The 23,039-nt window shown below is 61.1% G+C and carries 19 protein-coding genes and 1 rRNA gene; 10 read left to right on the top strand and 10 right to left on the bottom strand.

Annotation, left to right across the window (positions count from 1 at the left end):
• From rrf to IRY30_RS08385, 5 genes are all read left to right on the top strand, one after another.
• A 5S ribosomal RNA gene (gene rrf, locus IRY30_RS08405) occupies positions 1–117 on the top strand.
• A gap of 248 nt (positions 118–365) precedes the next feature.
• Positions 366–1,097: an ABC transporter ATP-binding protein gene (locus IRY30_RS08400; RefSeq protein ID WP_194556952.1), complete on the top strand. Its 732-nt coding sequence runs from the start codon at positions 366–368 to the stop codon at positions 1,095–1,097.
• Positions 1,097–3,700 (top strand): ABC transporter permease, encoded by a 2,604-nt coding sequence (locus IRY30_RS08395; RefSeq protein WP_194556951.1) that lies wholly within the window; start codon positions 1,097–1,099, stop codon positions 3,698–3,700. Before IRY30_RS08400 ends, IRY30_RS08395 begins: the two co-directional genes overlap by 1 nt.
• A 42-nt stretch (positions 3,701–3,742) precedes the next feature.
• A complete protein-coding gene (locus IRY30_RS08390; protein WP_194556950.1) occupies positions 3,743–4,765 on the top strand; it encodes an alpha/beta hydrolase family protein in 1,023 nt (340 codons plus the stop codon).
• A 90-nt stretch (positions 4,766–4,855) separates the two neighbouring features.
• Complete coding sequence (locus tag IRY30_RS08385) at positions 4,856–6,142, top strand: NRAMP family divalent metal transporter (RefSeq protein WP_194556949.1); 1,287 nt, start codon at positions 4,856–4,858, stop codon at positions 6,140–6,142.
• A 112-nt stretch (positions 6,143–6,254) separates the two neighbouring features.
• Here the strand turns inward: IRY30_RS08385 and IRY30_RS08380 are convergent, their stop codons facing one another.
• The 7 genes from IRY30_RS08380 to IRY30_RS08350 all read right to left on the bottom strand — a co-directional run bounded on the left by IRY30_RS08380 (position 6,255) and on the right by IRY30_RS08350 (position 16,198).
• Positions 6,255–6,983, bottom strand: a complete 729-nt coding sequence (locus IRY30_RS08380) for a GntR family transcriptional regulator (RefSeq protein ID WP_194556948.1) — start codon at positions 6,981–6,983, stop codon at positions 6,255–6,257.
• 10 nt (positions 6,984–6,993) lie between these two features.
• Positions 6,994–8,811 carry an acetyl/propionyl/methylcrotonyl-CoA carboxylase subunit alpha gene (locus tag IRY30_RS08375; protein ID WP_228503157.1) on the bottom strand — a complete coding sequence of 606 codons (1,818 nt, stop codon included), beginning with the start codon at positions 8,809–8,811 and terminating at the stop codon, positions 6,994–6,996.
• Entirely contained in the window at positions 8,808–10,568 is a 1,761-nt protein-coding gene (locus IRY30_RS08370) for a 5-oxoprolinase subunit B/C family protein (protein WP_194556947.1), read from the bottom strand. The genes IRY30_RS08375 and IRY30_RS08370 overlap by 4 nt, the downstream gene beginning before the upstream one ends.
• Positions 10,565–11,341 carry a LamB/YcsF family protein gene (locus IRY30_RS08365; RefSeq protein WP_194556946.1) on the bottom strand — a complete coding sequence of 259 codons (777 nt, stop codon included), beginning with the start codon at positions 11,339–11,341 and terminating at the stop codon, positions 10,565–10,567. Before IRY30_RS08365 ends, IRY30_RS08370 begins: the two co-directional genes overlap by 4 nt.
• Before the next feature lie 153 nt (positions 11,342–11,494).
• Positions 11,495–12,187: a DUF3239 domain-containing protein gene (locus tag IRY30_RS08360; protein WP_309824478.1), complete on the bottom strand. Its 693-nt coding sequence runs from the start codon at positions 12,185–12,187 to the stop codon at positions 11,495–11,497.
• Positions 12,184–13,857, bottom strand: coding sequence for a DNA repair helicase XPB (locus IRY30_RS08355; protein ID WP_194556945.1), 1,674 nt, complete (start codon positions 13,855–13,857; stop codon positions 12,184–12,186). The genes IRY30_RS08360 and IRY30_RS08355 overlap by 4 nt, the downstream gene beginning before the upstream one ends.
• 82 nt (positions 13,858–13,939) lie before the next feature.
• A complete protein-coding gene (locus IRY30_RS08350; RefSeq protein WP_194556944.1) occupies positions 13,940–16,198 on the bottom strand; it encodes a helicase-associated domain-containing protein in 2,259 nt (752 codons plus the stop codon).
• Positions 16,199–16,298: 100 nt separating this feature from the next.
• On the opposite strand from IRY30_RS08350, the gene IRY30_RS08345 reads away from it, so the two are divergent.
• Complete coding sequence (locus IRY30_RS08345; RefSeq protein ID WP_194556943.1) at positions 16,299–16,487, top strand: hypothetical protein; 189 nt, start codon at positions 16,299–16,301, stop codon at positions 16,485–16,487.
• 143 nt (positions 16,488–16,630) lie between these two features.
• Here the strand turns inward: IRY30_RS08345 and IRY30_RS08340 are convergent, their stop codons facing one another.
• On the bottom strand, positions 16,631–17,293 hold the full coding sequence (locus IRY30_RS08340; RefSeq protein ID WP_194556942.1) for a resuscitation-promoting factor Rpf1 domain-containing protein: 663 nt from the start codon (positions 17,291–17,293) through the stop codon (positions 16,631–16,633).
• A 460-nt stretch (positions 17,294–17,753) separates the two neighbouring features.
• Between IRY30_RS08340 and IRY30_RS08335 the strand changes: the two genes are divergently transcribed.
• Positions 17,754–18,137, top strand: coding sequence for a cold-shock protein (locus IRY30_RS08335; RefSeq protein ID WP_194556941.1), 384 nt, complete (start codon positions 17,754–17,756; stop codon positions 18,135–18,137).
• A 30-nt stretch (positions 18,138–18,167) separates the two neighbouring features.
• Here the strand turns inward: IRY30_RS08335 and IRY30_RS08330 are convergent, their stop codons facing one another.
• Positions 18,168–18,797: a DUF2771 domain-containing protein gene (locus IRY30_RS08330; RefSeq protein WP_288814665.1), complete on the bottom strand. Its 630-nt coding sequence runs from the start codon at positions 18,795–18,797 to the stop codon at positions 18,168–18,170.
• Between the two features lie 10 nt (positions 18,798–18,807).
• On the bottom strand, positions 18,808–19,680 hold the full coding sequence (locus IRY30_RS08325) for a glutaminyl-peptide cyclotransferase (RefSeq protein WP_194556939.1): 873 nt from the start codon (positions 19,678–19,680) through the stop codon (positions 18,808–18,810).
• Between the two features lie 39 nt (positions 19,681–19,719).
• Here IRY30_RS08325 and IRY30_RS08320 point away from each other — a divergent pair, with 39 nt between their 5' ends.
• The 3 genes from IRY30_RS08320 to IRY30_RS08310 all read left to right on the top strand — a co-directional run bounded on the left by IRY30_RS08320 (position 19,720) and on the right by IRY30_RS08310 (position 23,037).
• Positions 19,720–20,460: a DUF3027 domain-containing protein gene (locus IRY30_RS08320; RefSeq protein ID WP_309824493.1), complete on the top strand. Its 741-nt coding sequence runs from the start codon at positions 19,720–19,722 to the stop codon at positions 20,458–20,460.
• A gap of 194 nt (positions 20,461–20,654) precedes the next feature.
• Positions 20,655–22,133 carry an NCS2 family permease gene (locus tag IRY30_RS08315; RefSeq protein ID WP_194556937.1) on the top strand — a complete coding sequence of 493 codons (1,479 nt, stop codon included), beginning with the start codon at positions 20,655–20,657 and terminating at the stop codon, positions 22,131–22,133.
• Positions 22,134–22,143: 10 nt separating this feature from the next.
• Positions 22,144–23,037, top strand: coding sequence for a TrmH family RNA methyltransferase (locus IRY30_RS08310; protein ID WP_194556936.1), 894 nt, complete (start codon positions 22,144–22,146; stop codon positions 23,035–23,037).
• Positions 23,038–23,039 lie beyond the last annotated feature (2 nt).

The raw sequence follows: 23,039 nt of genomic DNA, 5'->3' as shown, positions 1-23,039 counted from the left end.
GTCGGTGGTTTTAGCGGCGGGGTCACGCCCGGTCCCTTTCCGAACCCGGAAGCTAAGCCTGTCTGCGCCGATGGTACTGCACCTGGGAGGGTGTGGGAGAGTAGGTCACCGCCGGCATTTATTATTTGTGTGTGTGAATTGTGGGTCCTTATGGGCCGGGAGAGATGTGAAGTCTTTCTTGGTCTGTGAGGGCCCACTTTTCTATGCCCAAAACACGGTGCTCAAGCCGTAACAGGGGATAACTACCCCGAAAAACCGGATTCTATAACTTCAGGGACAACCCCTATATCAATTCTGTCCTGACGCTTCCTATGCTGGTGTGAGAAGTTACTTCTACGCCTCAAAGTTTTCGAGTCAGGAGAATAATGTCCACACCCGCAGCCAAGGCTGTCTCGTTATCCAAGCACTATGGGTCCGGAGACACCACCGTGCACGCTCTGCGTGAAGTATCCGTAGAGTTCCAAAGCCAGCAATTTACCGCCATCATGGGCCCATCAGGCTCCGGCAAATCAACCCTCATGCACTGCATGGCAGGACTGGATAGCGCGAGCTCCGGGGACACCTATGTGGGAGAAACCAATCTCTCCGGGTTGAAGGACAAAGACCTGACACAGTTGCGTCGAGAAAGATTGGGATTCATCTTCCAGTCATTCAACCTGGTGCCTACCCTGACCGCCCGGGAGAACATCACACTTCCGCTGGATATTGCCGGCAAGAAGGTGGATACTGCGTGGTTTGATGAGGTCGCTGAGCGCCTCGGCTTGGCTCAGCGCTTGAGCCACCGACCTTCAGAGCTCTCCGGTGGTCAGCAGCAGCGCGTTGCGTGTGCCCGCGCTCTGGTGAGCCGGCCGCACATCATCTTCGGCGATGAACCCACGGGCAACCTGGATTCCAATAGCTCTGCTGAGGTGCTAAAGATCCTGCGGACTGCGGTGGATGAGGACAAGCAGACCGTGGTGATCGTTACGCACGATCCGCGTGCGGCGTCCTATGCCGATCGGGTGATCTTCCTGGCTGATGGACAGCTGGTGAAGGAACTGCAGCATCCCTCCACGGAGGAGATCCTGCAGACCATGACCACCATTGAGGACTACTGATGGCACATTCCTCTGCAACAATGTCCAAAGTCTCGATGCGCAACATCCGCTCGCATAAGTTGCGCTTCTTCCTCACGATCTTGTCGGTGGTGCTGGGCACTGCGTTTATCGCCGGTAGCTTCATGTTCACCAACTCGCTGTCCAGTGCGTTCGATAGCATCGTGCAGAGCAGCTACCAGAACGTGGATGCAGTGGCCTCCACGAAGAAGGACAGCAATGAGGCCATTGACGATGAGTTTCGCCAGCAGCTCTCGGCGGATCCTCGCGTAGAGGATTTCAACATCTCCAGCGGCGTGCAGATCGTCGCCGCGGATGATGAGAACAACACCTTTGAGGGCGGTGGTGCCGCCCCTTCCGTCGTGCAGGCGTTCTATCCCGATGACCAGCAAGTGGGCGCGGCCACTCCCATCATCGAAGGCCGGGCTCCGCATGGCGCAGAAGAGGTAGTGGTCAACCAGTCTGCCGCTGAGCGCATGGGCATTGAAGTGGGGGATCGCATCTCGCTGATCGATCCCTCCAAACCCACCAAGGTCACAGTAGTGGGCATTTATAGCCTGGACATGGAAGCCGGTGGCTTTTTCGGTGCTCTCATGGAGGTCGATAGTTTCCTCTCCACCTTCCGCTCCGGAGGAGTGGTTGATGAACTCCTCATGACCTCCGCGCAGGACGAGAGCGCCGAAGCATTTGTGGAGTACCTGAATGGTGCGTATCCCGGCGTCGAGTTCACGACTGGTGCGGAAAAGGTCAAGGATGAAACGGCCGAGATCGATTCGGCACTGAGCTTCGTTAACTACTTCCTCCTGGCCTTTGGGCTGATTGCCCTGCTGGTGGGAACGTTCATCATCGCCAACACGTTCTCCATGATCGTGGCGCAGCGCATGCGCGAATTCGCCCTGCTTCGAGCTTTGGGCACCTCCCAGGGCCAGTTGACGGCCTCTGTGGTGCTGGAAGCAGTGGTTATCGGGCTCATCGGTTCACTCTTGGGAGTGGCCGCGGGATTCGGTCTGGCCAAGCTGATCTTTACCGTCCTGGAGAGTCTCGGAATGGGGCTTCCGGCCGCAGGGCTCTCATTGACTCCCACGAGCGTGGCGGTTCCCCTGCTGCTCGGCGTGCTGGTCACCGTGCTCAGCGCGTGGGCTCCCGCTCGCCGAGCAGGCCAAGTGCGCCCCGTGGAAGCAATGCGCATGGGGGATATCTCCTCCAACAGTTCCCTGAAAGTCCGCACCATCAGTGGTGTGGTGGTGCTGTTGCTTGGGTTGGCAGCGGCCGTTATTGGTGGGTGGATTTTGGTCGACGCCGCCACTGGTCAGCGAGCCAGCTTGATTGGCGGCGGTGCAGTCCTGATGATTCTGGGCACCTTCCTGGTCTCACCTGCGCTTTCCATGCTGGTGGTTCCGTTGATTGGCCGAGCTATCGGCTGGCCATTCGGAGCCGTGGGAAAGCTGGCGCGTACCAATTCCCAGCGCAATCCACGGCGCACGGCCACCACTGCATTCGCCCTGACCTTGGGTGTGGCATTGGTCGCGGCGATCGGCATGTTCGGTGCAACGATGAAGAATTCTGTTACTGAGTTGACGGAATCCAGCATTGACTCGGATTACATTGTCGCGGGCCCATCAGGTGCAGGGCCCGGACAATTTCCGGTGCAGCGCGGGGCGATCGCCAAGATCAAGGAACTCGATGGTGTGCAGGAAGCCGTTACATTCGGGGTCAGCGGAATCACCGCGGGTGGGGGAAGTGGGGCTGCACAGCCGGCCTTCACTTTCGTGATGGATGGCGATCCCTCGGCAGTCACCAACATCGAACCAGTGGCGGGAGACGTGGACTTCCACGAACCCGGCGTGCTGGCGGGTGAAACCTTTGCCAAGGAGCAGGGATGGACCGTGGGACAGGAAGTACCGCTGCGCATGGGTGGCAGTGGCCCAGAACTGGCCACCGTGCCACTGCGGGGTATTTACAAGGACAACCAGGTGCTGGGTAACACCGTGCTCAGTGATGAACAGCTGACCCAGGTCAAGAAGGACGTGCCTCCTCTGGCCGGCAATAGCGCTGCGGCCACCACCGTGCAGCTTGTTGCAGTCAATGGCAAAGACGGAACAGATCTGCAGCAGCTGCGGCAAGACTTGGAAACTGCGGTGGATGACTTCGTGATCCTCACCGTGCAAACCAAGACAGAATTCGCCGGGGCCCAGGCCGTGATGGTGGATCAAATGCTCAACATCCTCTACGGGCTGCTGGCTCTGGCCGTGGTGGTGGCCATCCTGGGCATCATTAATACTCTGGCGCTCAATGTGGTGGAGCGTCGTCAAGAAGTAGGAATGCTGCGCGCGGTGGGCACCAAGCGGATGCAGATCCGCACCATGATCACCCTGGAAGCCGTGCAGATCTCGGTATACGGCGCGCTGGTGGGCACGGTGCTGGGCGTATTCCTGGGCTGGGCGTTCATCAACGCGATGGAGAAGGAAGGTCTCACCAACCCCGTGGTGCCATGGGATCAGCTGCTGTTCATGGTGCTGGGATCTGCAGTTGTCGGAATGATCGCTGCCGTGTGGCCGGCTCACAAGGCAGCGGCCACCCCGCCGTTGGAAGCGATCGCGGACTAGCCGCCCGGTTGGTTCTGCGAGCCCGCGTTCTAGAATGGATTTATGACGGAGAACTCGCAGAACCAGCCGAGCAAGCCAGCCAACGCGGAGTCCAGGCAGACTCCGAACTCGGATATCCTCGGCCTGCCGCACAGTGGCGGGGATGTGCAGGATGGGGTGGTGCCACTCACTCCTGAGCAGCAGGTGACCCAGCTCAGCGATTTCATCGAGGATAACTACCCGGAGATCTTCCGCTCCTTAACCATTGATGAAGGCAAGGAATTTACGGGTGCGGGGCAGCCTGTGCCTGCGGAGCTGAAAGAGTCCACTGAGCGCATGTGGGCGAAGATCCCCGATCTTCTGGCGCACTCCAGCCTGTTGGTGCTCGGGGCTGGGTTGGACCACGCCATGCCGCACGTGGCTTTCCTCCGCACGGGCCCCAGCGCAGAAGAGCTGGAACTTGCCGATCTCTCCGAGGACGTGCGCGCCACAGTATTGCGGCCTTCAACCCCGAACGGTGCTCTCGCCTTTTCTTTCCATGGCGGGCCGGGCTGGTTCGGTGATGGCCTGAGCCATGATCAGTTCTGGTTGCCTATGTTCGCAGCCCTGGCAGAGCGATCCGGAGTGACCGTGGTGGACCTGTGTTATCCGCTCCCCGGCGCTGGGGCGTGGGAGGGCACGCAAGCTGCGGTGGCTCAGGCGGTGCGGGTAATTCGGGAGCATTTGGGTGCCGACGCCAAGCTCACAACCGAGCCAGGTAGTGCACGTAGTTATGGACTCATCACTTTCGGCACGGGTTTCGTGGCAGCTCGGGATGTGGCGGGGGATGCCGACTTCCATTTGTTGTTGACCCCGCGGATTCCTGATGGCTTCGATGCCGACTTGAGCGGATCGCAGAACTATGTGAGCCTGGCTTCCCTGGATTCCCGCGGCACCCCAACTGCGGAAATAACGGCCTGGCTGGAAGCGCGCGGTGTTGATTACTCTCTTCAGGTATACCCAGCCGAGCACATTATCGCGGCACCAGCCGTGTGGCGCCAACGCGTGGAGGAAGCTGCGCAGTGGCTCGCGGGGCAGAGGGGGTAATTTCCCGCAAGGCTTCATTCAACAGAATCTTTACATATTGTTGAACAATAACTTAAAGTGACATCCATCACTCAAGATGGAGGGCAGAACATGTCTCACAACAATGCTGGTGATGCTGTTAGTGGGCATGAGCCCAGCGCAGCAACCGCCACCGCACACGCAACCCCGGAAGGGAATCCTCAAGCGGCCGCTCGGAGCGCAGGCTTCGTAGCTTCGCTCGGTGCGATGTTCCTCATGGCCACCAGTGCCATCGGACCCGGATTCATCACCCAGACCACCGTTTTCACCGTGCAGATGGGTGCGGCTTTCGCGTTCGCCATTCTGGTGTCAATCCTGGTGGATGTCGCCATTCAGCTCAACGTGTGGCGCGTACTGGGAGTCTCCGGACTCCGCGCCCAGGAACTGGGTAACACCGTCCTCCCAGGATTGGGATGGGTCATGGCCGCCTTCGTGTTCATCGGCGGCGCCGTGTTCAACATCGGAAACATCGGCGGCACCGGGCTGGGCATGAACGCCATGTTCGGCATCGATGCTCGCATCGGTGGTGCCATTTCCGCGTTGATCGCTATCTTCATTTTCGTGTCCAAGAAGGCCGGACTGGCCTTGGATCGCATCGTGGTGGCGCTAGGTGCCATCATGATTCTGCTGATGATCTACGTGGCAGTAGTCAGTGCTCCGCCAGTGGGCGACGCCCTGAAGAACACCGTCCTTCCTGAGGAAGTGGACTTCCTGGTGATCACCACCCTGATCGGTGGCACAGTCGGCGGATACATCACCTTCGCAGGTGCGCACCGTCTCATCGATTCCGGCCTGACCGGAGTAGAGAACGTCAAGAGCATCACGCAGGTGTCCGTGTTGGGCATCATCGTCACGGGCATCATGCGCGTGCTGCTGTTCCTCGCCATCCTGGGCGTGGTGGCATCTGGCGTGACTCTGGCAGGCGACAACATGGCTGCTGATGCCTTCCGCCACGCAGCTGGTGAAATCGGCGTGCGCTTCTTCGGCGTGGTGCTGTGGGCCGCTGGTCTGACCTCCGTGGTGGGTGCTTCGTACACCTCCATCAGCTTCATCACCACCCAGGAAACCAAGGCACGTACTCGTTCTTGGATGACCATCGCATTCATCGCTGTGTGTGCCGTGGTCTACCTCTGGCTGAACCAGGCTCCGCAAAAGCTGCTGATCTTCGCCGGTGCATTCAACGGCTTGATCCTGCCCATCGGCTTCGCTGCCGTGCTGTGGGTGGCGTGGAGGCGCCGCGACTTGCTGCAGGGTTACAAGTACCCAGCGTGGCTGCTCTTCGTGGGCGTACTCACCTGGCTGCTCACCCTGTACCTCGCCTGGTCCTCGCTCTCCAAGCTGGGAACCCTCTGGGCATAGCCCAAACTCAAAAAGCGCTCCGACCCGGATACAGGATTATCCGAGCCGGAGCGTTTTTCTTTTGCCTGCAGGCTGGCTGACGTGAACCCTTAGCGCCCCCAGTTCAGCGCCCCTACTTCTGGGGTTCAGCAAAGATGCTGGCTAGCCTGTGACGCGTGGTGCTCAAAGAATGCGCCAGCACATCGGCCGCCCCGGGAAAATCCCCCGCGCTCACCAGATCCGCCACCTTTCGATTATCCGCAATGAACCGAGTATGAAAACTCGGATCCACCTGGGTAGCGTGCAGAAACGCCAGGCGCATCTGCGCCAGCACACGGCTCATCACCGTATCGAGGTGCTTGGAGTGAGCGCTGGCCACAATGGCGCGGTGAAATTCGTGATTCGCATTGGAGACAGCGGTGGCGTCGATAAGATCAGGACCCGCCGCATCGCGGGCACGCTCTGCCCGCCGGACAATCGCGTCCAGGTTGTCCAAACCTTCCCGCGAACCCCAGAGGAGCGCGCCGGGCTCGATGATGTGCCGCAGCGCGTAGATCTCCTCCAGCTGGGTGAGCGTGGGTTTGGTGATGAAAACCCCGCGGTGGGGGATGCGCGTGACCAAGCCCTGCTGCACCAACGTGGCGAAGGCTTCCCGCAGGGTGTTGCGGGAGATGTTGAGCTGGGTGGAAATGGCAACCTCGTTGAGCTTTTCCCCGGGCATGAACTCGCCGCTGGAGATGCGGCGGGTGAGCTCCTCCGCCGCCAAGTCAGACTGGTTGACAGCGGGCCGTGACTCAGACGGCTTCGGCTCTGAAGGCTTCGGCTCTGCGGGCTCAGCCTGCGGGGAAATTGCGGAGGTCATACCTCCCAGTTTAAGCCTCCGCGATGGTGGCGAGCGTATCGCCTTGGTTGAGGTTTCCACCCACCTGGATGTCCGCGCGCGTGACGGTTCCCGCCACGGGAGCCTCCACGGCGGACTCCATCTTCATGGCTTCCACGGTGGCGATGGCCTGCCCGGCCTCGACCTGCTCGCCGTCCTCCACGCGCCAGTTCACCAGCACGCCGGTGTACGGGCAGGGAACTGCGGTGCCGCCTTCATTCTTATTCGACGCCACCTCGGACTTTCCCGCCTGACCTGCAGCTGCACTCTGGCCGGCCTGCGGGGAAGGACCCGCGCCGATCAGAGAAACGGGCAGAGACATGCGGTGCAGGCGGCCATCAATCTCGATGGTGACTGAGGTGCGCTCATCATAAGCGGCGTTCATTTCCTCGGCGGAGCTACCGGTATAGCCGTTGCCCACGCCCGGCTGGTATTCCTTGTCCACCCAGTCGGTGTAGACCTCCAGGGAGTCCCCGGTGAATGCTGGGTGGGTCACGATGTCCTTGTGGAACGGCACCACGGTGCGCACGCCCTCGATGCACAGTTCATTGAGGGCTGCCTTCGCTCGCTTGAGCGCGATGTCACGAGAAGGGCCGGAGACGATGAGCTTGGCCATGAGGGAATCGTAGAAACCCGGGATGGTGGAGCCGGAGCGCACACCGGAATCCACGCGGATGCCTGGGCCGGTGGGTGCCTCAAAGCGGCGCACGGTACCGGGGGAGGGGACAAACCCGTTGGCGGCATCCTCGGCGTTCAGGCGGAACTCGAAGGCGTGCCCGTTGGACTGCGGATCCTGGTCAAAGCTGATTTCCAGACCAGCGGCGATGCGGAACTGTTCAGCGATGATGTCCACTCCGGTCACGGCTTCGGTGACGGGGTGCTCCACCTGCACGCGCGTGTTGACTTCTAGGAAGCTCACGGTGCCATCTTCGGCGACGATGAATTCCACGGTGCCAGCACCGGTGTACTTGGCCTCGGCGATGATGTCGCGGGAGCCCTCGATGATGCTGGTGCGCTGCTCATCGGTGAGGAATGGCGCGGGGGCCTCCTCCACCAGCTTCTGGAAGCGGCGCTGCACGGAGCAGTCGCGCGTTCCCACTACTCGCACGTTGCCGTGGGTATCGGCCAACACCTGGGTTTCCACGTGGCGGGGCTTGGTGAGGAACTTCTCCACGAAGCAATCGCCCTTGCCGAATGCCGCGATGGCCTCACGACCCGCGGAAGCGAAGGCCTGCTCGATGTCTTCGTACTCGTAAACCACCTTCAGGCCGCGTCCGCCGCCACCGAACGCAGCCTTAATGGCGATGGGCATGCCGTGTTCATCGGCGAAATCGCGGGCTTCTTCCCAGGTGGCGATGGGATCTGGCGTGCCGGGAGTCATGGGCGCACCGGCGCGGGCAGCGAGGGTGCGAGCGGTGACCTTGTTGCCCAGATCTTCGATGGCCTGTGGGGTCGGTCCGATCCACACCAGGCCGGCATCCATGACCGCGCGCGCAAAGTCCGCGTTTTCCGAGAGGAAGCCGTAACCGGGGTGCACGCAATCTGCGCCGGCACGCAACGCAATATCCACCAGAGCGGGGATGTTCATGTAAGTTTCCGCCGAGGTATTACCAGGCAGGGCGTAGGCCTCATCGGCGAATTGCGGGTGGAGGTTATCCACATCAGCTTCGGAGTACACCGCGATGGATTCGATACCCATGTCGCGTGCGGTCCGCGCGATGCGCACGGCGATCTCACCGCGGTTGGCGATCAGCACCTTGCGCAGGGGGAAAGTTTCTTGATTCATGGCGGATTCTCCTTGGGTACTCATGATTTTTCTCCTGCCGGGGCAGTATTTTCTGCGGTTGTGCTGTTTTCGGCGCTTGGGTCAGTCGCAGTGTCGGTGGGTGCCAGCGTATCTGGATCAACGGGCACAAAACGGACGGTCTCACCCGGGGCCAGCTGCCCGGCGATGTCCAGATCCTCGCTGATCACAGTGGCAATAACTGGGTAGCCACCGGTGACTGGGTGATCGGCCAGGAACACCACGGGCAGACCGTTGGGCGGCACCTGCACGCAGCCGCTGACCATACCCTCGGAGGCAAGTTCGCCCTCGTGGGAGCGTTGCAGACCCTTATTTTCGGCATCTTCTTTTTCGACGCCGCCCCTGTCTCCTCTCGGTAATTCCAGGCGGAGCCCAACGCGGTTGGATTGCCCGGAGACGATCCAGTCGCGCGTGCAGAATTTGCTGAATTCTTCGGAATTGAACCAGTTATCGCGGGGGCCGGGGATACAGCGCAGTTCGCGGGAAGAGCGCAGTGGGTTGATGGCTGGCTCACCGATAGCTCGGGGTGCGGCGCGGTGTCCGATCTTCAGCACGTCGGCTTTCTGCACTGGGGCTGGGCCCAATCCGGAGAGCACGTCCGTGGAAGCGGATTCCAGAACCGTGCTGGCCACGAACCCGCCGCGAGCCGCGAGGTAATGGCGCAGCCCAGTGTGCGGTGCATTCGCTGGTGTCAGAGAAATGCTCTGACCCGCCCGCACCAACACGGGAATGGCCAGTGGATGGGTCTGATCCTGCACCTTCAGCGTGGCTTCTGCACCGGTCGCGCATACCACCACGTCGGTGGTGGCGTGCAGCGTGAGGCCGCCGATATTCTCCAGAACTGCTGCATTGCCTGCATTGCCGACGACGTCGTTGGCAACCCACGCACTGGTTCTATCTGCAGCTCCGGATCGGTTGACACCCATGTCTCCGTAGCCACCGCGGCCGGTGTCCTCAAGCAAGGTCTGCATGCCGGGGTTGTCCACGGTGAAGGCCGGACGAGCGGGAGCCAGCGGGGTAGACGTGCTCTCCGAAGCGGAAGCCGGAGTGGATGCCGTAGAGGAAGCTTCATCGGAAGCCGCAGGCGTGTCCTGCAACTCAATGTTCTCGCGCACCGCGCGGTAGCTGACGCTGTCCCCAGGCTGGAGCAGCGCAGGTGGGTTGGCTGTGGTGTTCCACATCTTGGTTTCGGTGTGGCCGATGAGCTGCCAACCACCGGGTGAAGTGCGCGGGTAGACAGCCGAGAAGTTTCCGGCCAGACCTACCGCGCCGCTGGGCACGGCCGTGCGGGGCTTTTCCAAGCGGGGGATATCCCACGAAAAGTCATCCCCGGCAGGGACGCAGTACGTGAATCCGGGGGCGAAGCCACCGAAGGATGCCTTCCACTCCTGCTGGGTGTGCCGCTCAACGAGCTCAGTTGCAGAGATACCCAGCAGCGAGGCCACCTGCTCCAGGTCTTCACCGTCGTAGATCACATCGATGCTCACCGTGCGGGAGTCAGTGGCCTGGAGGGATTGCGGAGCCAGAGACTCCAGCAAAGGCTTGGCTTGGATGGTGTGCTTACGGGTAGCGAAGAGCACCAACACCGTGCGTGCTGCGGCAATGGCCTCTTCCTGGCCGGGCAGTGGGTGCTCGGAGAGGTGGGCGTGCCACGTCATCACGGTATCCAGATCGGGCAGATCCACGAGCCATGCGCGGGTGCCTACTGGTCGCAGCTCTGGCCGTGAGGCGCGCTGATCACCTGAGTTATTAGCACTGCTCATGAGAGGAAGCTTTCCACGCTGATCTGGTTCTTCTCCAGCGCTTCGCGGATCTGCTGCGCCATGGTGACCGATCCCGGGGAATCGCCGTGGACGCACACGGATTCTGCCTGCAGCTTCAGGATCGAGCCATCAATGGCCTCGATCTCTCCTTCGGTGACCATGCGAACCACGCGCTGGGCGATCGCTTCGGGATCATGTAGCACCGCGCCTGTCTCGCGACGAGAGACCAGCGTTCCATCTGGGTTGTAGGCGCGATCAGCGAAAACTTCCTGGATCACGCGGAGGCCGCGAGATTGCGCGTATTCGCCAGCTACTGCTCCGGGCAGGAGCATGACGGGGAGATCACCGAAGGCCTTGATGCCGTCAATCACAGCCTTGGCCTGGGCTTCGTGATGCACGATGGTGTTGTACAGCGCACCATGTGGCTTCACATAGCGTACCTGGGTGCCCTCGGCTCGGCAAAGGGCATCGAGCGCACCGATTTGGTACAGGGTTTCCGCAGCTAGTTCTTCCGGGACGTAGTCGATGAATCGACGTCCGAAACCGCGCAGATCGTTATAACCCACGTGGGCACCGATGCTGACTCCGTGGGAATGAGCTGCGGCTACGGTCTGCGCAATGGCGTGAGGGTCGCCCGCGTGGAAACCGCAGGCCACGTTCGCGCTGGAGACGATGCCCACCATGGCCGCGTCATCACTCACGGGGTTACCCGCGGTGGTTTCTCCCAGGTCTGCATTGAGGTCTATGTGCAGCTCTGCAGTGTTGTGTGCCATGGATTGTGCTCCCACTTTCGGATCCCAGTCTCGGATTGTTCCAGTCTCGGATTGTTGAACAATCTTCAGGACATGTTAGCGGGTGCATCCCGCAATGTGTACCTGATCACTCTTTCTGATCCAGTGTGGCACGGAGCAACTGGGTTTCCGCAGCTAATCCTGATTTTTCAAGCGAATCCCATGCTTTTCCGGATCCAGCAGCAGCAAATTACGCTTGGTTGCCAGCACCTCGTCCAGCAGATTCATTCGCCCTTCCAGTGCAGCCCACTGGTCAGCGGGGATCTCTTCCTCAGCGCGCTTCCACACTGATTCATCCTGCGTTCCCCAAGCCACGGGCATCGGTGAGATCTCTTCATAAAGGCCCTTGGAGTGCAACGTCTGCATTCCAGTCACGGCCATTGACGGCACATGCGCTCCCACTTCCCGCGGCACACCGGGGATAGACGTGACTGCTCGCGCCGCCAAAGCTGGGCGAGATGACTTGGAGGGGTCAGAGTTGGCGTCGGTCAAAGAAAGAAGGACCAGATCCCGCGGGTTGACCTGCGCGACCACGGCGGGGACCAGGTCATAAGAGTCGTAATAGTGCTGCGGGGCACCCATCTTGCGCGGCAGGATCGGGATGATGATGAGGCACAGCAGCGCGAAGAATCCGAGGGTCATGCCGAATGCCACGGACACCAGCGTCACGCCGAGGGTGAGGAAGAGCGCGGCTGCACCCGCCACCGAAATCAGTGCGAGGATGCCGGCGGAGAGCTGCAGGCGTTTGGCGTCGCGGAAGAATTCATTGTGCTTGCGCGCGTAGTTTTCATCAACGGGGAAATCGAAAGGGGTCATGAAAGTGTTCATGGAGTGTCTCCATCTGCGACCTCAGGGAGATCGAAGGAATCGATGATGCGGTAACCGTAGCCCTGCTCAGCCAAGAAGCGCTGGCGATGGGCGGCGTAATCAGCATCCAGTGTGTCACGGGCCACGATCGAGTAGAAAAACGCGCCGCCACCATTGGGCTTGGGCCGCAGGATGCGCCCCAGCCGCTGTGCCTCTTCCTGGCGGGAGCCGAACGTGCCGGAGATCTGGATGGCCACGGACGCGCCGGGCAAGTCCACGGAGAAGTTGGCCACCTTGGACACAGCGAGCACGCGGATCTCACCCTCGCGGAATTGCTGATAGAGCTTCTCGCGCGTGGCATTACCGGTCTTGCCATCGATCACGGGGATATCGAATTCCTCGCTGATCTCATGCAGCTGATCCAAGTAGGCGCCGATGATGAGCGTGGGCTCATCGGGGTGCATGGACATGATGCGCCGCACCACCTTGTTCTTGGTGGGAGTGGTGGCGGCCAGGCGGTACTTATCCGACTGCTCCGCGGTGGCATAAACCATGCGCTCGGCATCGGTGAGCTGCACGCGCACCTCGGTGCAATCCGCGGGCGCAATCCACCCTTGGGCCTCGATGTCCTTCCATGGGGCGTCGTAACGCTTTGGGCCGATCAGGCTGAACACGTCGCCTTCGCGTCCATCTTCGCGAACCAGGGTGGCGGTCAATCCCAACCGACGCCGCGACTGCAGGTCAGAGGTCATGCGGAAGACCGGGGCGGGGAGCAGGTGCACTTCGTCATAGATGATCAATCCCCAGTCGCGGGAATCAAAGAGCTCCAGGGCGCGGAATTCACCCTTGGTTTTGCGCGTGACCACTTGGTACGTAGCGATAGTTACCGGGCGGATTTCCTTGCGCTCACCGGAGTACTCGCCGATCTCATCCTCGGTCAGCGAGGTGCGCCGAATGAGCTCATCCTTCCACTGCCGCCCAGCCACGGTGTTGGTCACCAGGATCAGCGTGGTGGCCTGCGCCTTAGCCATGCTGGCCGCGCCCACCATCGTCTTGCCCGCGCCGCAGGGCAGCACCACCACTCCGGAGCCGCCCTCCCAGAAGCTATCCGCGGCCATCTCCTGGTAATCGCGCAGCTCCCACTGCTCGTGCTCGCGGCTCAGCGAAATGGGGTGCTTTTCGCCATCCACGTAACCGGCCAGGTCTTCAGCCGGCCAACCCACCTTGAGCAGTTCCTGCTTCAGCCGCCCGCGTTCCGAGGGGTGCACCACCACGGTGTCCTCGTCCAGAACCTCACCCAGCATCGGCTTGATCCGCTTGTGGCGCTGGATCTCCGTGAGCACCGCGCGGTCAGTGGTGGTCAGCGTGAGCCCGTGAGCCGGATCCTTGTGGAGAGTCAAGCGCCCGTAGCGCTCCATCGTCTCCGCAATATCGATGAGCAGCGGCTGCGGCACGGGGAAGCGGCTGTACGTCTCCAGCACATGCATGACCTGCTCCGCATCATGACCTGCGGCGCGGGCGTTCCACAGCGCCAGCGGGGTAATGCGATACGTGTGAATGTGCTCGGGGGCTCGCTCCAACTCCGCGAACGGGGCGAGCGCATTTCTGGCTTCGGTGGCCTGCTCGTGATCGATCTCCAGCAGCACAGTCTTATCCGATTGCACAATGAGCGGTCCGGTTCCAATGCTCAAGCGTGACCCCTTCTTCCTTCTTCTTCGCAACCTTTTTCCCGACGCCAACCCGGCCGCCGTCTGAACAATCAATCAAGTTTACTTAAATTGGCACTTCCAGGGCGGCCACGCGATGTGGCTGCACCACCAGGTTGTCTCCGGAATCCTCCACGACTGCCGAAATTGTGGAGGGGCTCATCATGACGATGGAGATCCAGTCCCGCGCCCGGGCACCGGCATGGTCCACGTAATGCAGGCGCACCTTCGTGCCCGCGGAATAGGCGCGGCGCAGCTCGGACATGATTTCCCGGGAGGTGCGCACGGTGCGGGTATTGGCGGTGCTGGTGCTTCCATCTAGCGCCTGGATGCTTTCGCTTTGCAGGGTGCGGCGGAAACTTTCCACGGCCTCGGCGAGCTCGCGGGAGTCCCCCGCTTCGTAATCGTGGGTGGTTTCCAGCGTATGGCGCTGAGGGGTTGGCACCCGGTGGGCGATGGCGTGTGCCTGTTGGCTGAGTGCCACTGTTCCTTCGGCAAGGGCGCGGTCTGCATCCTCCAGCAGATAGCGCAGAGATTGGGGAACCCCTGCCTCACCACCCGGAGTCAGCCGGCTCAGGAAAACCAAGATGGAGGATGCGGAATCACCGTGGGACAGCGCGCGGTGAACGGAGCTCTTGCTCACCCGCCACACGCTGGCCATACCCGTGGATTCCGCGTCTGCGAACCGGGCGAGCATTTGGTGATCTTCCGAGCGCAGAATGCCCGGGGCCATGATGGTGTGATCCCCCTGCACGATGAGCATATCCACCGGGTCGGGGAGCAGGGCCTGCAACTTTTCGGCTAGCTCCCCCAGAACCTCAGCGAAGCTCAAGGCCTGATCAGCAGCAATTTTCTCCCGGCGATCCACCAACACTTCACTGAGGGCGCGCAGTGCGGACGTGCCGCTGGGTGCGGGGTTGGCACTGCGGGCGGAACTGTCGGTGGCTAGCAAACCAAGTTGCGTGGCCTCCTGCACTAAATGGGTCCATGCCACGTGGGTGGTCTCCGCGGCGAGTGCTGGCCGTGCAGCCCAGAGGAACCCGGCGGAATTGGGTGCCGTGAACGCGCCGGGAAAGAACGCGCGCAGCTCTTTGGCGATGGGAGCATTGAGTTGTGGTTCCAGCGGGCGGGATTCCTCTTCGCGTGCCCGCCACGTTTGATACGGAGAACCCGCCCAACCCAGTAGGAGGATTGCCCATTGGGTGGCCAGGGGCGCTTCGAGGAAATCCAGCGCCAATTCCGTGATGCTCCACTGGGTCTGCCCGGCATTCTCCCGTGGCGGAGGTTCCGGGAACTCCCGGGCCAGCAGGTTACAGAGATGGAGTTCGGTGAGCCTTTGCAAGACCAGCTCCGGGGCGAAATCCAGCCGCCGCGCCACTTTACCCAGCTCGCGAGTACCCAAACCGCCGTTGGTCAAGGGCTGAATGGGATGGGCGCCGATATCGTGAATCAGCGCACTGAGCTCTTGAATCGTCTGCACTGCGGTGGCGGAGCCAGCGGAATCGGCCTTCAGAGTGGGGGAGAAGGTGGATGGGGGAAGGGTGGCGTCGGCAACAAAGGAAGGAAAACTCCCGCCAGCAGGGGCGATGAGGCCACCCCGCAAGTACGTGGCCACGCGACCGGAGAGCCGAGCCGTGGAATCGTCCAATTGATCCAGCACGCCCAGGCGGACCATGGTGGGCAGTGGTGCTTCAGGGTCGGCATCGGGGCGCAAGGTGGCCGAATGCCCCACCCCGCCAGCCATGGACAACGTGCCCAATAGCCGACGCTGACGCGGTGGCAGCCCCTCCACCGTGCCCGGCAGTTCGTCGGTGGGAATGGGGCAGCGGTGGCAATCGGCCAGGCGCCAGAGTTGATCGGTAGTGGGATCGAAGAGCGCGGGAAGATGCGCGGGAATCTTCAGTTGGGCTTCTGGATCCAGGTCTGCAGAGGTGAGCGAGAGCTCCGGGGCAAACAACAGGCCCAGGTGGGTGAGCTGCAGGATGTTCTCAGAGACGTCTTCGGTAGAAGGGCGAGCCGTGGCGGGAGTGCCGGAAATATCGAAAAGCTCGGTGAGGGTGGCGCGCAGATCTGGCAGGGACACCGGGTGAAAGGCTGCGTCTAGTTCCACCGCGGCGTGGAGAATAGCCAGCTGAAGGGCGGTGAGGTGCCGCAGAGAGGGCTCAGCAGGGGTTCCGGGGAGCGGTTCATTGGTCCAGGAAACGCCCTGGGCGCGGGTGGTGCGCAAGAGCTGGGCGATGTCTTCATCCGAATGCCTTGCCAGCCACTGTGGGTAGGTGAGTGGATGAGCGGGGGACTGTTCCGGAGTCTCCGAGTGTGCAGTCATAATCGTTCTATTCTAACGCCCTCGGCCATAGGGGGAACGGGGGAACGTGGAGATCTCCGAGTATGGGTAAATCTGCCGGTGATGTGGAATGATGAACGGTATGTCAAACGTATCGAAAAAGGGCTATGTCGATCCGGGCTGGCCGACCAACGTCCCCGAAGGTAAGCATGCAGTCACGGAATTGGTTGCGGGCACCGCTGGTGCCCTGAGCCCATACGGTGATGTCGATCTCCCCGTGGATCCTTCCACCCTGAGCTACGTGCATCCCCACACCGTGATCAACAAGTAGGTTTGCGCTTCACCACTTGATTCACCGCAGCTTTTGGGCGGTGAATTTTTTTGTGTGCGGACGCGGAAAAAGCGGGTAACAGCACGAAGCTGCTACCCGCTTATTTAGTGCGCTAGAAGAATAGCGCCGCGGTGAAGTCCGTTTTAGCGGATCACGCCAGCCTGAGCGACGAAATCATTAACGTTCTCGACCTGCTCGTTGATGTTTTCCACCTGAGCGTTGTACTCGGTCAGTGCGCCGTTGAGCTCGTGGCGGTGAGCCTTGTAGAGGTCGGCGACCTGCTGAGGAATAACGAAGCCCTGAGCCTTAGCCTGTGCCTCCAGGCCGTTGTAGATGGCATCTACGGCCAGCACGTCGCGCTGCTGCGCGATCTGCTGGGTAGCGCGCTGGATCTGCTGAGCAGGTGCAGCGGCAGGAGCGCCTGGAGCGGTGCGCTGGGTTGGGGCGGAGTTCAGGCCCAGACGGCTGGAGCAGGAAGGCCATGCTCCCCAGCCCTGACCGGCCAGAACGCGCTCTGCAACAACGATCTGCTGCTCGCGGGATGCACGGTTTGCGGTGGGAGCGAACTCGCCGCCGCCGTAACCGGACCAGGTGGAAGGAGAGAACTGCAGGCCACCCTGGTAGCCGTTGCCGGTGTCGATGGCCCAGTTTCCGCCGGACTCACACTGTGCCAGGCGATCCCAATCGGAATCAGGTGCAGCCTGTGCTGCGGTTGGAGCAAGTGCGGTGGCTCCGATGATTGCAACGCCGGCGAGGGCGATGCGGGAGGAGCTGGAGAAAGAGTTGCGCTTTTGGTGGCGTCCCATGGTCTGTGAGTTTCCCTTCCGAGGTGCCGCGGTATCGCGACAATATGTAGTCCTCGTTTAAATGTTTCTCTTGAGATTTCTGAAGCCGCCACCACAGGCAGTGGTGGGGTCCTCGTGCAGTACCCCGGGAGGGGTGCTGCGGTTGGTCTTGGCCAAAGATAACGGTTTATAAAGATTGAGTCACGTTGTTACCGGAATAGGTGTGGGAACGAACATATTGCGAAAACGCACTGGCCTGCGCTTTATACAAAAGAGACCACTTCGTTACCTAATCGTAATGTGAGGAAGATCACAAGTTGCCCTCGTGCAATTGGGACGAGAGTGACATTTGGGACTTGCCCTGCGCTTATGTATGCTGACTGTTCATTTATTGCCCGCATTCGTGTGCACACCCAGCACCCGCGTGCGCGGCACTCCCCATGAGTGCCAAAGTATTGAGACGGAAGTTAAAGGTGACAGCATGCCTATCGGCAAAGTGAAGTGGTACGACGCCGCTCGCGGCTTCGGGTTTGTATCCAACCCAGGCGATGAAGACGTCTATGTGGGCTCCCAAGTTCTCCCCGATGGAGTCACCGAACTGACACCGGGTCAGCGACTCGAATACGATTTCGCGGCCGGTCGACGCGGCCCGCAGGCGCTTCGCGTCACCGTGCTGGACGAAGGCCCCCGCAAGGCCAAGCACAAGTACAAGCCTGCAGAGCTGGCTGGAATGGTGCAGGACACCATCACTGTGCTGGATTCGCGCGTGCTTCCAGCCCTGGAAGCTGGCCGCCGTCCTGAGTCCAAGGAAGCCCACCAGATCGCCGAGATCCTGCGCACGATCGCGCGCGAGCTGGACGCTTAGAGCTGCAAACCGCTGAGTGCTACCGGCCAGCTACTGGCTCGGAGCGATGGACCAGACCACGTTGTACGGGGTCTGGTCCCCATTGCTATCTAGGCCCACCAGCATGCTGTGAATCTCCAGCACGGCCAGTTTCGGCTTGGCGTTCTCAGCCGTGGTTTGCTCGGACTCCAAAGGAATAGTTACTTCCTTGGCCTCATCTGCCTTGTAATACTTTTCCTCGTTGGCCCCGGGGTCATCGAAGATTTTTAGCATTGCCCAATCGTGGTCATACACATCCTTGGGAAGCTTCAGCGTGATCTCGCTGGCACCGGCGGTGTCCAGCGAGACGGGCTCGCCGTTCTGGCAATCCTTATCATCCAGCTCGCAGGCGCGGTACGGCGCCAACGCAGTTTCTTCTCCATTGACCACCGCGGTGATCCGCTGATCCTGGGGCAAGGTAGCCACCCGGTTGTCCTGCCATTTGGTGTAGGCAAAGACCGCGCCAATGATTGCCGCGGCAACCGCGGCAATCGCCAGAACGGTCAACAGCTGCTTGCGCTGAGCCCTGCGCCGCTTCTGCTTCTTCGTCAGCTTCTTCGCTGTTCCTGCCGTTCCTGCTGTTCCCGCCGTCGCTTTGGCAACTGGCTGGCTGTTTTCGGGCTGCTGGGAAGTCTCACTCACGTGTTTCATGCTAGGACATGGCCGGCGTGAAGCGAACTTCGTACAGGGTGTCCCAGAGCTTTCCCGTGAGTAGGTAACGGTCCGTGCCGGGGATCTGCGCGATGCCATTGAGCACATCCGCACCAGGCTTGTCCTGGGCGGGGAACACACCCGTGGTGTCAATTACCCCGGTTACCTCACCGTTTTCCGGGTTGATCTCATAGATCGCATTTGTCTGCCACACATTGGCCAGCACCTTGCCGTCTTCGGTGCACTCCAGCTCATTGAGCTCAGAAGTGGCCTTCCCATCCAGCCGGACTTCCTGCGAGCCAATCTCCGCGAAGGTTTCCGGATCGCGGAAAGAAAGCGTGCCGGAGCCATCAGACATGATCAGCCTCTGCCCATCGGAGCACAGCCCCCAGCCTTCACCCTCGTAAGAGGCAGTCGCCTTTTCCTCCAAAGTGTTCAGATCCCGGCGAAACGCAGTGCCTTCCTTCCACGTGAGCTGCCACACGGAATCACCGTGGATGGTGATGCCCTCCCCGAAATACTTCGGATCCAGTGTCTGTGCATCGCTCTGCACGCCGTCCACCGAGGTCCGATAGATCCGCGATTTCCCATTCAGCCCGGTACCCACCACCAGTTCTCCGCTGAGATCCATCTCCAACCCCTGGGTGAAGGAGTTGGAATCCCACGGATGCTCAGCGGTGATCTCTGGAACAAGATGAGCGTAGGAGTCAGGGTTGGCGTCGGGAATACCGGGAAGCGAAGAGCTGCCAGGCGCAGCAGAATCGGAGCCACCGGTAGATGAGGAATCGCACGCGGAAACACAGGTGGAGACCAAGGCAACCGCCAGCAAAGGCGCCAGGCAGCGGCGGAAACGGGAGAGGCTTACAGCGATCATGTGAACAATAGTGCCCCACCGGTAGGCATAATAGAGAGCGTGAGTAGTAAAAATTCCGGAAAAACCAGCGTGAACCCCATCCTTTTCACCGAGGATGCAGTGCAGGTGGCCCTGGAGGCACTAGGGGAAATTGCGGATTCTTCCGACGCCATAGGGGAGCACCTCGCCGCGATTGTCGAAGGGGATCTGGTGGTGCACCGCTTCCGCTGTCACATGGCGGGATACCCGGACTGGGAATGGGTCGCAGTGCTGGCCAGCGTGCCGGGGACGCGAGCGATCACCATCAACGAGGTGGGACTGCAGGCGGGAAAGAAGGCCACTCGAGCTCCTGAATGGGTGCCTTATGAGGATCGCGTGCTGCCGGGCGACCTCGGGCCGGGAGACACCTTGCCGCCGCGTCATGATGATGAGCGCCTCAGCTCGTGGCGTGAACTCACCACCAACGGTGGTTTCCCACGTAACCCGGAGGCCGCGCAGACGCTCTCCGAGCGCGGGCTGAAGGAAACTGTGCAGCGCTGGCGCACGGGAGAATACGGTCCGAACAGTGAGTTCGCCGAGCAAGCCTCGATGATGTGCCGGACGTGTGCCTTCTACCTGCCGTTCAACAGCGTGGAGACCAATTTCGGGGCGTGCACCAATGAGTTCTCCGCGGACGGGCACGTGGTGCATGCCACCTTTGGTTGTGGCGCGCATTCGGCCACCAAGGAGCAGTCGGAGTCCGCCGCGAGCCCGGTGCCCTATGGCGCCTTTGATGATGAGGGAATTCAGCGGTTCAGCTAACGGCTGCATGCCGCTCTTGTGCAACCCTCGCGCGCCTCTCTCACACCCTCAGCGCAACCATCAAGGCGCCCTTAAATCCCCCGGGTGGGTGCCTGAATGTTGTGAAATGCTGTGTCTTAGTGGGAATCTATGATTCGTTCATATTCTCGTGGGCATTTTGACGTTCGTGAATCAAGAGAGACATTCATCAAGCTATGGCACAGCCACACTCCGCGGATCAGCCTGCGGCCACTAAATCCCGCGGCGCACTAGACCGCTACTTCCATATTTCCGAGCGTGGCTCCAGCTACTCCACCGAGGTTCGCGCCGGGGTGGTGACCTTTTTCGCGATGGCCTACATCGTGATCCTCAACCCGCTGATCATCGGCACGGGTGCGGATATCAATGGAGATGTCCTCGGTGGTTCCCGCGTGGCTGCTGCCACCGCCTTCGCTGCGGGTGTCATGACCATCCTGTTCGGCGTGATCGCCAAGTACCCGTTCGGCATCGCCACGGGTTTGGGCATCAACACGCTGGTAGCGGTCACGTTCGTGGCAGCCGAGGGGCTGACCTGGCCAGAGGCCATGGGCCTGGTGGTCATTAACGGTCTGGTCATCGTGGCGCTGGCTCTCACTGGTTTCCGCGAGGCTGTCTTCAACTCCATTCCTTCCTCCCTCAAGGCGGCCATCGGCGTGGGCATTGGTTTGTTCATCGCCATGATTGGCCTGGTGGATTCCGGGTTTGTGCGTCGCGTGCCAGATGCCGCCCACACCACCGTTCCCGTGAGCCTGGGCATTGATGGCTCCTTGGCATCGTGGCCCACGTTCGTCTTCGTGCTGGGTCTGATCATCTGTGGCGTCATGGTTGTCCGCAATATCCGCGGTGGCCTGTTCATCGGCATCGTGGCCACCACCATCATCGCGATGATCGTGGAAGCGTTCACCGATTCCGGCCCTTCATTCAAGGACGGCCAGGCCAACCCCACCGGCTGGAACCTCGCTGTCCCAACCCTCCCGGATTCTTTCGGTGGCATCCCGGATCTGTCTCTCCTGGGAGCAGTTGACCTGCTGGGCGCGTTCAGCCGCGTCGGCGTTTTGGCCGCTACCTTGCTGCTGTTCACGCTGGTGCTGGCCAACTTCTTCGATGCGATGGGCACCATGACCGCCCTGGGCAAGCAGGCGAACCTCATGGATGAGGAGAACCGCCTCCCAGATCTCAAGCGCGCCCTGGTTGTCGAGGGCGTGGGTGCCGTGGTCGGTGGCGCTTCCTCTGCCTCCTCCAACACGGTTTACGTGGACTCCGCCGCCGGCATTGCCGATGGCGCCCGCACCGGCCTTGCCAACGTGGTCACCGGCGTGCTGTTCCTGCTGGCCATGTTCCTCACCCCGCTGTATGACGTGGTGCCCATCGAGGCAGCTGCCCCAGTGCTGGTGATCGTGGGCGCGATGATGATGAGCCAGATCACGGAGATTGATTTCTCCGCGTTCCACATCGCTCTTCCGGCTTTCCTCACCATCGTGATCATGCCGTTCACGTATTCAATCGCCAACGGCATCGGCGTGGGCTTCGTTGCCTACGTGCTGATGGGCCTGGTCGCGGGCAACGCCAAGAAGATCCACCCACTGCTCTACATGGTGGCTATCTTGTTCGTGGTCTACTTCGCCGTGGATCCCGTGATGGAAGCCCTCCAGTAGTCTTAACCGCATGTCTGAACTCATCGAGCCCATCCATATCGAGGATCCCGCAGACCCCCGGCTCGATGACATCCGCCATCTCAACTCCTCCGATTCCCGCCCGGATCTCCCCGGCGGCAAGGGTCTGGTGATCGCCGAGGGCAACCTGGTGGTTCCTCGCCTGTTGAACTCCCGTTACCCGGTCAGGTGCGTGGTCGGTTTTCCGGAGAAACTTCGTTTTCTTATCGACGCCACCTCCCCCCGATCAGAAAACCACCAACCGGGACTGGCAGCTGCCCTTTCCGGGGTTGCCCTGTACTCCGTGAGCCGCGAGACTCTCCGAGAGGTCGCGGGGTTTGATATGCACCGCGGGCTAGTAGCCGCCGCGAATCGGGCTGAGGAATTGAGTGTCCAAGATGTGCTGGATGCCGCGAATGCGGATGATCAGCCGCACGTGCTCTGCGTGCTCGAGGGCGTGGGCGATCATGAGAATATCGGATCAATCTTCCGCAACGCCGCAGGCCTAGGGGTGCGCGGAGTGCTGTTCGGGGCGGGAACAGCTGATCCCCTGTACCGCCGGAGCGTCCGCGTGAGCATGGGGCATGTGCTCAAGGTGCCGTTCGCGCACTTCTCTGGGACGCCCACCACCTGGCAGCGCCAACTCACCGAACTGCAAGACCGCGGGTACACCGTGGTGGCTCTCACCCCGAACACGGAGAATGAGCTGCGGGACGTGGTTGGTGGCGTCGAAAAAAATAATGGCAAAGTGGCCATCATGGTGGGTGCCGAAGGACCTGGCCTCACTGAACATGCCATGCGGGCTGCGGACGTGCGGGCGAAGATCCCGATGCAGCCTGGCACGGATTCGCTTAACGTGGCCACCGCAGCGGCCATCGGTTTCTATGCGGCCACAGAACGAAAGTAGGA

Source organism: Corynebacterium suicordis DSM 45110, from assembly GCF_015351405.1.
Taxonomy (GTDB): Bacteria; Actinomycetota; Actinomycetes; order Mycobacteriales; family Mycobacteriaceae; genus Corynebacterium; species Corynebacterium suicordis.
This window is presented reverse-complemented; position numbering and strand designations above follow the sequence as displayed.

What these genes read in the sequence shown, in the direction of transcription:
- IRY30_RS08400 (WP_194556952.1), top strand. Translation starts at nt 366, where the DNA reads ATGTCCACACCCGCAGCCAAGGCTGTCTCGTTATCCAAGCACTATGGG.
- IRY30_RS08395 (WP_194556951.1), top strand. Translation starts at nt 1,097, where the DNA reads ATGGCACATTCCTCTGCAACAATGTCCAAAGTCTCGATGCGCAACATC.
- IRY30_RS08390 (WP_194556950.1), top strand. Translation starts at nt 3,743, where the DNA reads ATGACGGAGAACTCGCAGAACCAGCCGAGCAAGCCAGCCAACGCGGAG.
- IRY30_RS08385 (WP_194556949.1), top strand. Translation starts at nt 4,856, where the DNA reads ATGTCTCACAACAATGCTGGTGATGCTGTTAGTGGGCATGAGCCCAGC.
- IRY30_RS08380 (WP_194556948.1), bottom strand. Translation starts at nt 6,983, where the DNA reads ATGACCTCCGCAATTTCCCCGCAGGCTGAGCCCGCAGAGCCGAAGCCT.
- IRY30_RS08375 (WP_228503157.1), bottom strand. Translation starts at nt 8,811, where the DNA reads ATGAGTACCCAAGGAGAATCCGCCATGAATCAAGAAACTTTCCCCCTG.
- IRY30_RS08370 (WP_194556947.1), bottom strand. Translation starts at nt 10,568, where the DNA reads ATGAGCAGTGCTAATAACTCAGGTGATCAGCGCGCCTCACGGCCAGAG.
- IRY30_RS08365 (WP_194556946.1), bottom strand. Translation starts at nt 11,341, where the DNA reads ATGGCACACAACACTGCAGAGCTGCACATAGACCTCAATGCAGACCTG.
- IRY30_RS08360 (WP_309824478.1), bottom strand. Translation starts at nt 12,187, where the DNA reads ATGAACACTTTCATGACCCCTTTCGATTTCCCCGTTGATGAAAACTAC.
- IRY30_RS08350 (WP_194556944.1), bottom strand. Translation starts at nt 16,198, where the DNA reads ATGACTGCACACTCGGAGACTCCGGAACAGTCCCCCGCTCATCCACTC.
- IRY30_RS08345 (WP_194556943.1), top strand. Translation starts at nt 16,299, where the DNA reads ATGTCAAACGTATCGAAAAAGGGCTATGTCGATCCGGGCTGGCCGACC.
- IRY30_RS08340 (WP_194556942.1), bottom strand. Translation starts at nt 17,293, where the DNA reads ATGGGACGCCACCAAAAGCGCAACTCTTTCTCCAGCTCCTCCCGCATC.
- IRY30_RS08335 (WP_194556941.1), top strand. Translation starts at nt 17,754, where the DNA reads ATGCCTATCGGCAAAGTGAAGTGGTACGACGCCGCTCGCGGCTTCGGG.
- IRY30_RS08325 (WP_194556939.1), bottom strand. Translation starts at nt 19,680, where the DNA reads ATGATCGCTGTAAGCCTCTCCCGTTTCCGCCGCTGCCTGGCGCCTTTG.
- IRY30_RS08315 (WP_194556937.1), top strand. Translation starts at nt 20,655, where the DNA reads ATGGCACAGCCACACTCCGCGGATCAGCCTGCGGCCACTAAATCCCGC.
- IRY30_RS08310 (WP_194556936.1), top strand. Translation starts at nt 22,144, where the DNA reads ATGTCTGAACTCATCGAGCCCATCCATATCGAGGATCCCGCAGACCCC.